At 47.3% G+C, this 12336-nt stretch carries 5 protein-coding genes and 1 pseudogene; 5 read left to right on the top strand and 1 reads right to left on the bottom strand.

Annotated features, from left to right (window positions below; genetic code table 11):
- Positions 1-5: 5 nt before the first annotated feature.
- Positions 6-1103, bottom strand: coding sequence for a sensor histidine kinase (locus FXO21_RS14115; RefSeq protein ID WP_149640672.1), 1098 nt, complete (start codon positions 1101-1103; stop codon positions 6-8).
- Between the two features lie 298 nt (positions 1104-1401).
- On the opposite strand from FXO21_RS14115, the gene ahcY reads away from it, so the two are divergent.
- The 5 genes and pseudogenes from ahcY to FXO21_RS14090 all read left to right on the top strand — a co-directional run.
- A complete protein-coding gene (gene ahcY, locus FXO21_RS14110) occupies positions 1402-2718 on the top strand; it encodes an adenosylhomocysteinase (RefSeq protein WP_149640671.1) in 1317 nt (438 codons plus the stop codon).
- Positions 2719-2905: 187 nt separating this feature from the next.
- Positions 2906-6943, top strand: coding sequence for an FG-GAP-like repeat-containing protein (locus FXO21_RS14105; protein ID WP_149640670.1), 4038 nt, complete (start codon positions 2906-2908; stop codon positions 6941-6943).
- A gap of 172 nt (positions 6944-7115) precedes the next feature.
- Positions 7116-11609, top strand: a complete 4494-nt coding sequence (locus FXO21_RS14100; RefSeq protein WP_149640669.1) for a M4 family metallopeptidase — start codon at positions 7116-7118, stop codon at positions 11607-11609.
- Between the two features lie 22 nt (positions 11610-11631).
- Positions 11632-12120, top strand: coding sequence for a T9SS type A sorting domain-containing protein (locus FXO21_RS14095; RefSeq protein ID WP_149640668.1), 489 nt, complete (start codon positions 11632-11634; stop codon positions 12118-12120).
- 22 nt (positions 12121-12142) lie between these two features.
- Positions 12143-12275: pseudogene (locus tag FXO21_RS14090) on the top strand (adenosylhomocysteinase); the annotation flags it as partial.
- Positions 12276-12336 lie beyond the last annotated feature (61 nt).

The following is a 12336-nucleotide window of genomic DNA, read 5'->3' as shown; positions in this document are numbered from 1 at the left end:
GTTGGTCAGGGTTCGATACGCTTGTCGAGCGAGATTTCGAGGATAACGGCAAATACGTCATCTTCCTCTAAAATACGTAGCTGATACGCTGAGGGATACAAGATATCCAACCTTTTCCTGACATTCGCCAGCCCGATACTTACGTGGTGTTTTTTTTCTTCGATGATCGTATTCTCCGGTTTACTGTTCGCAATTTTAAATTTAAGAATACTGTTTTTAACCCTCAGATCTATATTAATCCAGGCCTGCCCGACCTGCTCACTGGCACCGTGTTTGAATGCATTTTCGACGAGCGGCAAAATCAGCAGAGGCGCAATTTTCTGTCCCGGTACGAGTCCGTTTATACTGAAATTAATGTCAAGCCGCTCTTCGTACCTGATTTTTTCCAGCTTAATGTAACTTTCCACAATGCGGATATCCCTTTCCAGCTCCACGATATCCGTATTGGCCTCGTACAACATATAGCGCAATATCTCCGCCAGCCCCATCACCACCGACGGCGATTGTGGCGATTGATTGAGGGTTAATGCGTAAAGGTTATTGAGCGTATTAAAAAGAAAATGGGGGTGTAACTGCCCCTTGAGAAAGTTAAGCTCTGCTTCAATAGCAGCCTGCCTTCTTTCGAACCACATTTTGAAAAATTTAATTGATAGGGCTATCCAAACGAAAATATTGGTCTGCTCAAACGCACTGATCAGATATACGGGCTTGGCGAGCTGTTCGCGGAAAGTACCGTGCAATTTGATCCAGTCGAAGGTGGGGTCTTTCTTTTTTACTGCCGCAAAAATGATCGGGTCTGCAACAAGTATTTCCATCAGCCGGAAAAGGAGCGTCGAACCGACTACGCATAAAATCAGGTACAGACTGAAAGCGATATATTTTTTCCGGTTGAAGAACCTGGGGATCAGCACATAAGCTATGCAGTAGAAGTAGAGAATATGAATAGGCATAAACATACCTACAATACCCAGCGACAGCCAGTAATCCGGCATTCCTGCCCCATAAATAAACGTCAGGACTATCAGGATAGCCAGCCAGAACAACACGTGCAATAAAATCCTTTTGTTGACCGGATCAGAAAGTATCGGGACATTTGGGCGCATGTACAAATATAATTAATTCACCACCCAAAGATTTAACCAAAAACGAGGGTAGACATACGTAGGGAAATTGTCGACAAACGGCATTGTTCTGTCTAGTTCACGACTGACAGACAAAATATCTTTCAAATCAGCCTGACACCATGGTTATGTCCGTAATAGTTGGCGATAACTCTTGCAAATAGATAAAAAATCCAAATTTCTACTCAAAACGGCAATTATCATCTACGAAAGTTCATTGAGGTGGTTTTTATATTTAATTTTGTGGCTTCCATAGATTTTCCATAAACAAATCCGAATAATGGCAACGTCAACAGAAACGTACATTCCTTACAAGGTAAAAGACATCTCGCTGGCCGAATGGGGGCGCAAAGAAATTACACTGGCAGAAGCTGAAATGCCTGGTTTGATGGCAATCCGTGCTGAATACGGCCCGTCGCAGCCACTTGCCGGTGCCCGCGTTGCAGGCTGCCTGCACATGACAATCCAGACTGCGGTTCTGATCGAAACTTTGACAGCGCTGGGTGCAGAAGTTACCTGGTCATCTTGTAACATCTTCTCTACGCAGGATCACGCAGCAGCGGCAATCGCAGCGGCAGGTATCCCGGTTTACGCCTGGAAAGGAATGAACGAAGAAGAATTCAACTGGTGCATCGAGCAAACGTTGTTCTTCGGTGAAGAGCGCAAGCCTTTGAACATGATCCTTGACGACGGCGGCGACCTTACCAATATGGTGTTCGATGAGTACCCCGAGCTGATCGATGGTATCCGCGGACTTTCGGAAGAAACTACGACTGGTGTTCACCGTTTGTACGAGCGTTACAAAAACGGCACATTGCATTTGCCTTCAATCAACGTCAACGACTCGGTTACCAAATCGAAATTCGATAACAAATACGGCTGCCGTGAATCGCTGGTAGATTCTATCCGCCGCGCGACTGATTTAATGCTTGCAGGTAAAGTAGCGGTTGTAGCTGGTTACGGTGATGTAGGTAAAGGCTCTGCGGAATCACTCCGTGGTGCAGGCTGCCGTGTATTGGTTACTGAAATCGACCCTATTTGTGCGCTGCAGGCAGCAATGGACGGTTTTGAAGTAGTAACGATGGACGAAGCTGCCAGCCGTGCGAACATTTTCGTTACTGCGACAGGTAACTACAAGATCATTACCGAAAAGCACTTCCGCAACATGCGTGATAAAGCCGTAGTTTGTAACATCGGCCACTTCGATAACGAAATCGACATGGCCTGGTTGAACAGCTCTTACGGTCACACCAAATCTCAGATCAAACCACAGGTTGACATCTATAATGTTGAAGGAAAAGACATTATCGTACTGGCGGAAGGTCGTTTGGTAAACCTGGGCTGCGCGATGGGACACCCTTCATTTGTAATGTCCTGCTCATTCTCAAACCAGACTTTGGCCCAGATCGAACTTTGGACCAACACGGCTGCTTACGAGAAGAAGGTATACGTTCTTCCAAAAGCACTGGACGAAAAAGTAGCTGCGCTTCACCTGAAGCACGTTGGTGCAAACCTCGATACTTTAACTGAGGAGCAAGCTGCCTACATCGGTGTTTCAACGGAAGGACCGTTTAAAGCGGAGACTTACAGGTACTAAGCAATTACATTAAGGTTCATAGAGAAACCCCTGCTTCGAATGAGAAGCGGGGGTTTTATTTACATAAGACCCTTAACGTCTGCTCATTACACCTTCCGTTAAATCATTGTTCTACATACTATTGCTTTGAGAATCTGAATTTTGACTAAGGCCTGACACTGGCTGAGACCTTTTGATCAAAATCAGTATGAAAAAACATTATCTCTATCCTGCTCTCGCTGCGTTAGCAACTGCAGCGTACATGTTCTGCTGTAACTATCCAGCAAAACTGACATATGCTCCTTTCACGTCAAGCGCCAAGGCTTTATCAAAAACAGACATTTTCCCGGAACAAACGGTTGCCGACATCCGGCAAAGTCTTACCCGGCGCGAATACAACATTTCGTACGACGATCAGAAAAATTCCTTCCAAAGCCCCAACCGCAAACACAATCTGCGTGCGTACTACGAACCAGGGACTCTCACAGTGGCGAACCGCATTGATTCTGCGGGTTTTAATTTCCGGCTAAAAATTGTGAACAAAGGCATTTTTGCTGATGACAACCAGATTTACAAGGCCTTGTCAAGCGCTGCAAAAGAAACCGCTGACAGCAAGCTCCTCATCAAACATCCTGGTTTTACCGAGGAATTTATCAATAACGAGGAAGGTATCCGCCAAAATTTTATCATAGAAAATGCTCCGGCCGATACAAAAGAATTAACTGTTAAACTTCTGGCGCAAGGGATGCATGTAGAGGATCTGCGTAACAATACCCTGCATTTTCATACAGAGAATAATAAAGAGAAGCTAATTTACAAAGGTCTCAAATGCTGGGACGCAACCGGAAAAACACTCGCTGCTTCTCTTGGATTGGAAAATGGTCTCATTGCAATCCATGTATCCGTTGATAATGCTGAATTCCCCGTCACCATCGACCCTATTATTACTAATGGAAACCCTGGAAATGCAAATGCTACCCTGGAAGGCAACCAGGCCCAAGCTGGGATGGGTGGGGCCGTGTCCAGCGCAGGTGATGTGAATGGGGACGGATATAGCGACGTGATTGTGGGCGCTTACAAATACGACAATGGTCAGGTCGACGAAGGAGCGGCATTCCTTTACTATGGGAGCGCGAGCGGGATCAACATAGCAAGTCCTGTCATGCTTCAATCCGATCAGAAAGATGCCAAGTTCGGGTGCTATGTCTCCTCGGCGGGAGATATCAACAAAGATGGTTTCAGCGATATCATCGTAGGTGCGTTTCTGTATGACAAAGGACAAACCAATGAAGGCGCTGCCTTTGTGTATTATGGTTCTGCGCAGGGGATCAGCACCACTGCTTCTGTGATTTTGGAAAGCAACCAGGCCGAAGCAAATATGGGCAATAGGGTCGGGCTGGCTGGTGATGTGAACGGGGACGGTTACAGCGATGTATTGGTTTGCGCCTGGACTTATGACAAAGGGCAAACCAACGAAGGAGTTGTGTTTTTGTATCACGGCTCGGCAGCCGGACTTAATACTAACACTCCCGTTATCATCGAGGCCAACCAAGCGGAGGCAATGATGGGGTTTTGTTCAAGTGGGGCCGGTGATGTGAATGGGGACGGTTACAGCGATATCCTGATCGGTGCCAGGCATTACGACAAAGGCCAAACCGACGAAGGTGCAGTTTTCATTTACCACGGCTCTGCCCTGGGCATTAACCCGAACAATGCGGCAACTATCCTGGAAAGCAACCAGGCAAATGCATACCTGGGCCACTCGGCGTCCACGGCCGGTGATGTAAACGGGGACGGGTATAGCGACATCATCGCAGGCGCCATTATGTACGACAAAGGCCAGACCAATGAAGGGGCTGCCTTTGTGCATTATGGCTCAGCGCAAGGAATCAATGTGGTAGCTGCAACCACCCTGGAATCCAACCAGGCAGAGGCACAATTCGGCAACTCGGTCGCCAGTGCCGGTGATGTAAATGGGGACGGGTATTCGGATGTAATCGTTGGCGCAATGCTTTACGATAACGGGCAGAGTAATGAGGGGGCAGCGTTCATCTATCAGGGTGGCCAGACAGGAATCTCGACCACTCCGATATCCACCTTGGAAAGTAACCAGGCCAGTGCACAGTTTGGCTGCAGTGTGACCAGTGCTGGTGATGTGAATGGGGATGGGTACAGCGATGTAATTGCCGGGGCAATTTTTTATGACAACGGGCAAGTGGATGAAGGTGGGGCGTTTGTTTGGAATGGGGGGGCGAATAATGTCTCACCTATCTCGTCCTTAAAATTAGAAGGCAACAAGCCTCTCGCTCAGATGGGCTGGTCTATTGCCAACGTAGGCGATGTCAATGGAGACGGTTACGATGATATTGGTATTGCGACAGACGGATACGATAATGGGCAAACAGGTGAAGGAGCCGTTTTTATCTATCACGGCGCTCATACCGGGCTCAATCCTCAGCCCATTGTTAAAATAGAAGGCAACCAGGAACATGCACGCATGGGCAACATTGCTTCTGCCGGCGATGTGAACGGTGACGGCTATGGCGATATAATTATTGGAGTCCCCCTATATGGAGCAAATAATGCTGGTGCAGCGTTCATTTATCATGGCTCAGCTCAAGGCATAATCAATACTATAAAGGCCAAACTCGAAGGTCAACAAGAGGAGGATGGGAATTTCGGCAATTCGGTGGCATGTGCAGGCGACATTAATGGTGATGGATATAGTGATGTCATTGTGGGTGCTCCGGGACTAGATGTGGAGCAGCAGCACTCCGATGAGGGAATTGCATTTGTTTATCACGGTTCTGGGAATGGCATAACTAACAACGCAATTACAAAAATTAATGGAAGCTCCAATGGATTTAATATGGGCGCTGTCGCAGGATTAGGCGATGTCAATGGAGACGGTTTTGGAGATGTAGCAGTTGGAAGTCCTTTCTATTCAGAGGTAGAAGCTTATGAAGGTGCGATTATGGTTCACTACGGTTCGGCTCTGGGTGTTAAGGCAAATTATGACTTAGTCCTGCAATCCGGTAAGGCCGAATGCAGGCTCGGTGGAAATGTATCACGAGCTGGTGATATCAATGGCGATGGATATATGGATCTGGTAGCGGGAGCAACGCACTACACTTCCGGTCAGCTGACAGAGGGTGCTCTATACGTTTATTACGGTTCACAGGGAGGTATTACTACGGTGCCAAAAATTATTGAAAGCAATGTTGCGTACGGCTATTTTGGCTCATGCGTTGCCAGTGGCGGAGATGTCGATGGGGATGGTTACTCCGACATTTTAGTTGGTTCTCTGGGATATTCAAATGGACAACCCAACGAAGGTGCAGCTTATATTTATCAAGGATCGGAATCTGGATTGAATTCGAACTATTCTTTCAAACTGGAAGGTAATCAAGAAAGTGCATTTCTTGGAAATTCAGTGTCCGGGGCCGGAGATATCAACGGGGATGGATTTAGCGATATTATTATGGGAGCTCACCAACATGACAATGGTCAACTTAATGAAGGGATTGTGTACATTCATTATGGCAACGGAAACGGAGGTAATCTCCGAAACAACCTCCGCCTCTACAACACCAACCTTACCACCCCAATCAACCAAACCCAATTCGCCCAGAATAACTTTGGGGCGGGGTTGTATGCTAAGTCTTTTCTGGGTGGAAATAAAGGGAAGCTGGTTTGGGAGACGAAACCGACTGGGCAGGGATTTTCCAAAGGGGCGAACAATGTAATCAGCAATAGCACGCAATCCTCTGGTTCGCAAAATACTTATGCCAATCTTGGGCTGCCAGGTACGGAACTAAAAAACTTGATTACCAAGCAAGGCCCTGCTACCAAGGTGCGGGTGCGGGTTAAATATGATCCCGCACTGGCACTGACCGGGCAGACGTATGGTCCCTGGCGTTACCTGCCTTCGTATCTGACCGGAAATGCAACTGCGCCGGCGCCGGAGGAGGAAATCCAGGAAACATTTTCCAGAAAAGCGTTGGCAGGCCCGTCAAACGAAGAACATATCAGAATTTATCCCAATCCGGTTTCTGACAAACTATTTATTGAGATCAGTGGAGAAAATGAGATCAGGAGTGCAAAGCTTTTAACAACAGTTGGAAAATCAGTTTTGACAACGACGGAAAATATCATGGATGTGAGCAAGCTTAGTCCCGGAATGTATGTTCTCGTCATTACGCATAAAAATGGTCACCAGACTTCACGAAAGGTTTTTGTAAATTGATGTTCAGTTAAAGGCCCTCGCTGCGTTTGTAGCGGGGGCTTTTTGTTTCTCGTCGGAGGAAAGCCGGTTGATAACGCAACCGAAGCCTGTTGCACATTGATGGATCAGGGTTCTGCAACTTTGATAGGAACACCAGATATATTCGGCCATTCTGTACTAAAAATCCTTCTCTATGTGCAAAAATTTACGTGTATATCTTTTCCTGACGTTCTGTATTCTTTGGCTGAATCAAGGGGCAGTTTCTCAGAGTTACTATCCGTCACAAAAGTATCCCGCCGAGCAACCAGGCAATAATCTTTTTGGGATCTTGGGAGTGATGTACAATCCTGTCCCGTACCCTGTCGTTTTAGGGGAAACTCTGTACCATGGGCCGACGACTTTCTATGCGACAGCATACCTCCTCGATCCGATCGGTGAATTTGACGGAATCCACCCGCTGCTACCCCTGAGCCCTTACTACACATCCGGAGTAGCGATGTGCTCCGTTAAGTGGCCTGAACTTCGATTGTTTGCTCCTATGGAAGTCGCGGCCTTGATTTATGATCCACAAAACGTGTTGCTAGACAAATACCTGCCTTTTGCATCTATCGTAACTACCTGGCCGCAAAATGGACCCTTCAATTCTCTTTCTTATTTGAATGATCCTCCAAATGGTTTTAAGCACCCCGTCAAGAGTGTATTCGCTACCAGCGTATTGGAAGCTACACAAAAGTTTACCCAATTCACGCATGACTTTTTTGGTTGGAACGGGATGGACAAAGAAGGAGATCAATGCATTACTACCGTTATCGATTTTAATCACCATGGTACCACAATGTATAGCCACAATGACACGCTGATCTATCATCGGATAGCAACTTACACGCCTGAGGCTCCCAGCGTAAGCCGGGACCTGATATCACACGAGATCAGCCACGGAATTTTACACCATGTTCCAACGCTTGGAAACCCAGCATACGACGGGTATGCCGACAACCCTATTCCGCTACACGCACTAATGGAATCATTTTGCGACATTATGGGCCTTTCGATGATGAACTTTTATGAAATAGAAAATGGAGGCGCATTTAACAAACCAAACTGGCGATACGGCACTCACCAGGATAATGGATACAGTTCATCCGTGCGGCCTTTTAACAAGCCAAAAAATTTCAATCACCCTTCTACGTATAATGGAAAGAACTTTCGAACTGTCTCCGATCCGAACTATGCGCCCCAGTCAAATGGAATGGTAGGGGATTACTGGTTCTATTTACTTGCATCAGGTGAAAAAAAGGAGGGCTACATTGACGACGATGCAGCTCTCGGCAAATTTGAAGTTTTACCATTAATCCCAAATGATAAATTCAGCAGTTACAAACTTACGCTGGACATTGTTTTCAAAACCTTCACAAGCGGAAAAATCACATTAACATCCGACTATCCTGATCTAAGGAAACAAACCCTTGCCACGATCGTTGAAATGGGTCACCCGGCCGGATCTCACATTTACAGACAAGTCATGAATGCATGGAGTGCAGTCGGCGTTGGGACTCCTTGGGCAAATACATACAATATAGAATGCCTTCCTGGCACCAATGCCCTGTCTTATTACAACGGCGATGTCCTGATTGCTGCTCAAAAAAGTACGAGGGACCAAAATCCGACAAGTGAGATGATGCTCACGCTAAATGACTGCACAGACATGCCAGGTATCCAAACTATGGCAATTGATCCGGAAACAGGTCAGTCAGCTCCATTGGTCGACGGCGACATGAACGGAGTCTTTTCTTACGAAAATGATGAGTCTTTATCTAAAGTTGCAGTAAGCATCCACAAATACTCTTCACTTGCAAATAGCTGGTTTAAAAATAAATTTGGCCACATTGGTCTGGATGGCACTGGCAGTTTCAAAATAACGAACGCAATTGAGCCCTACGATGGTTTGCCCCTGTATCCTGCATTTGAAACTTCTGATAGCATATTTTACTATCAAAACGAGGGTAAGTCGGCGAACAGGGACGAAATCAGCCGCCAATATTTCTTTGCAGTGAATTCCTTTTTGAAGAATGACCTATACCTGGGAACAGACAACTTAGAATGGCAGACATTGAGAGAAGCGTTAGCAGGGATTTTTGCACTAGCCATCAAGCGTGATTATGAGAGCGAGGCGCAGAACCCAGGTACCGAACAACTTTGGACGTTAAATGAAGATCTGGAAGAACCTGCGTCTTTAATGGATTTTTCTCAACCAAAGCTTTATGGACAACCCGCAGTATACAATGGGGTCAATTGGAGCCCGGATCCGAAGCGGAATTCAGGTTTTCTCAATCTCTTTTATTATTTGCTTATTCACAGTACCGCCGACTCAAATGGCCAGGATGAGGGTTATACGGATCCGGAATTGAACGGCAGGATTTATTTCGTGAACAAAATTGATAAAGAACTGGTATTGCGTGTCCTGTGGGAAGCCTATCGCTCAGTTTCTGTAAACGCCACCATCGAAGAATTCCGTATGGCGACCTTGTCAGAGCTTCACAAGTTGGACCCTGTGAAATACCACGCCAAATCCAAGGAGCACATTGCGTTTTACGACGCTTGGGCAGCTGTGCTGGGGTTGGGGGATTATGCCTCGACTTTGGCACATTTCCCAGAGGACGATGCGGTTGTGTACCCCTGGGCTATGAAGGTGGGTGTTGAGGCGGAATATCCGATGTACGAGAGCTACCGTCTTTTTGAGGTGAGCACCAGTATGGCATTCAATGATAATGTGGCGCCTGTTTACCGGTTTGTGAACAGCAGCGCCCCTGACCTGGAAACTGGTATGACCTATGGTTACATCAACCTGGAACCGGGCAAATACTTTGTGCGCTCTCACCTGGCGCAGGGCCCTGATTCCCGCGCGCATTGCGAAGCCACCGACGACCCCGGGTTTTGCGAATCGCTTTTAGGGAAAGAGAAATGGACATTGCCATACCCTGTTACTGCGGGGCCTGTCCCGGCTCCGGTGAGCATCTGGCCGCTGAAAGGGGAGACGGTGCCTGCCTGGTCGGGCTTTTTCAGCTTCGGCAGTGTGGTCGGCGCCATGGGCTATGATATGCATGTGAAAGACCCTGAGGGTACGGCTGCCGAGCATACTATCCCGGTTGACGTGCCCTATGACGAAGACGATCAAAGTGCAGTCATTAAGAAAAAGCTGGCCTTGTCTGCCAAAAAGCCTTACAGCTATGCTGTTGCGGGCAAGCAAAGACTGGGTTCAGAAAAGGCTGTCCATGTCTTGCCAGGCGGGCTGCTGCAACTGCTGACTGATGCTGAAAAAGAGCAGTTTAAGACTATTTACAGTGATTGGACAGAAGAGATTTCATTCGAGACCGATATGCCGACAATCACGCTAAAATCCCCTGCTGACGGCAAACATGTGCCGCTGTTTGGAGAAGATGTCGTTTTGCGTTCCACGCGGCTCAGCCCTGACGTGGCCGACTACTACCAGTTTTACCTGAAAGAGCCTTTTTATGAATCGCCCGCGAATGCAGAGGAAGTAGGTTCTGCGCGCTTTGCTGTCCATGTTCCTGGTTTGCAGGGTGTTGAAGACAAAAAGGCATACCACTGGGCGATGGTGCCGCGCAAAAAACCGGAGCCGCCTTTCATTGTCGAGGAAGAAGAAGGTGAAGTGGCCAAGTGGCACCAATTCATTGTTGACAAGAATTTGGCGCCCAAGCCGGAGGTGGACAATATAGATTGCGTGGAAGCTGGCAGTGAGCCGGTATTGCATTGGAAGACTGTGGCAGGGGCTCAAACCTACAAATTGACAGGTGTTAATGGGACCACCCAGACAGAGTTGGGATCGTATCAGACCGGGCAGCTGGCAGGCAAACTGTCCAATATGTCGACCTTTCCCAATAAGTATGTTTATAAAGTGGCTGCCGGTGTCATGGGCGCTGGCGGGGAATGGATCTTTGGGCCGGAGGCGATTGGGGATTATAGTGTTACCCCGCCCGTTCCTACGAATTTAAGCCCGGGTGATGAAAGCGGTGTGCCATTACAGGAAAACAACACTGTACATTTTAAATGGGACGATCCAAGTCAGGCAGGGAACTATCAATTTAAGCTGGTTAAACATGAAAATGGCTTTGTAGAAACGATATTGAGCACCATACTGACGGCAAGGGATATCTTGGTTGACAACCTGGAATTTGGCACAACGTATGAGTTCAATGTACAAGCTTTGGGCGCCAATGGCTGTAACAGTCCAACCATTACCCGCACATTTGAGACTGAAGCAGAACCGGAAAAGGAAAACAAACCAATCAATTCAGATTTGGCTTTTACTTTGGAGGAGTTGTCCTCAGATGATTTTGATATGATTATCAAAACACCATCGGGCTACACTTTCACTTATTCTGACATAGACAGGTATGTGCAGGACAACACAAGCGGGGCAGGCGAGGACATTGCATTCTTTACAGACCCCGAAGAAGGTCTGTATGAAGTTTCCGTTCGTATATTTTCAATCAATTCGAACAAATGTCCTGCATTCTTTACCATCAAGGCACTGGAAGACGGGAACGAAAAAGCGGTAATCGGTAACAATATCCAGGTGCCTTGTAATATATACTTTGTTGGGGCCGAGATAGGGCAGATCTTAAATGGCCAGGTAACGACTTTTAAATATACGTATTCGAAGTAATCCACCCATCAATAGAGAAATTATGGCAAATTGTTTTAAGAATTTCAACAGGCATCTTAGTTTGATTACAGTCTTGACCGTGACAATGTTCACCGGGCATTCCTCCATTGCACAAGAAAATGTAGGTGCAGTGTTGGAGCGTGGAATTGGATTCACATCGAATCTCAGTTATCCTGCGAAAAATTCGCGTGGGCGGGTATCGGCAGAACTGGGTGAGCGCCCTATCCCCGACCAGCCGGCGTCCCGTACGCTAGTCCAGAGCAAACTGGCGTTGTGGCCCAACCCTGCCAGCAGTGAAACCCGGGTGGCGGTCGAGAACATGACCGAACAGGCAGTAGGCGGCGGTTACACGATGCAGGTACACAGCACGGATGGCCGGCTGGTGCAGCAGCAGGCCTGGTCTGCGGGTCAGGGGCTGGATGTGACGCGTATCCCGGAAGGGACCTATATTGTCACTGTCCGGCGCGATGATCTGGTTTTCTCCCAAAAGCTGATTGTCAAACGACAATAGCAGCCCGTCAGGAAAGCAAGCATTGGACGAAAAAGTAGCCGCGCTTCACCTGAAACACGTTGGTGCAAACCTCGATACCTTTAACTGAAGAACAAGCTGCCTACATAGGTGTTTCAACGGAAGGACCGTTCAAAGCGGAGACTTACAGGTACTAAGCAATTACATTAAGGTTCATAGAGAACCCCTGTTTCGAATGAGGCGGGGGTTTGTTTTGTT

Origin of the sequence: Dyadobacter sp. UC 10 (assembly GCF_008369915.1) — a bacterium.
Taxonomy (GTDB): Bacteria; Bacteroidota; Bacteroidia; order Cytophagales; family Spirosomataceae; genus Dyadobacter.
Note: the sequence above shows the minus strand (reverse complement) of the source record. Positions and strands in the feature narration are given on the sequence as shown.

What these genes read in the sequence shown, in the direction of transcription:
- FXO21_RS14115 (WP_149640672.1), bottom strand. Translation starts at nt 1,103, where the DNA reads ATGCGCCCAAATGTCCCGATACTTTCTGATCCGGTCAACAAAAGGATT.
- ahcY (WP_149640671.1), top strand. Translation starts at nt 1,402, where the DNA reads ATGGCAACGTCAACAGAAACGTACATTCCTTACAAGGTAAAAGACATC.
- FXO21_RS14105 (WP_149640670.1), top strand. Translation starts at nt 2,906, where the DNA reads ATGAAAAAACATTATCTCTATCCTGCTCTCGCTGCGTTAGCAACTGCA.
- FXO21_RS14100 (WP_149640669.1), top strand. Translation starts at nt 7,116, where the DNA reads ATGTGCAAAAATTTACGTGTATATCTTTTCCTGACGTTCTGTATTCTT.
- FXO21_RS14095 (WP_149640668.1), top strand. Translation starts at nt 11,632, where the DNA reads ATGGCAAATTGTTTTAAGAATTTCAACAGGCATCTTAGTTTGATTACA.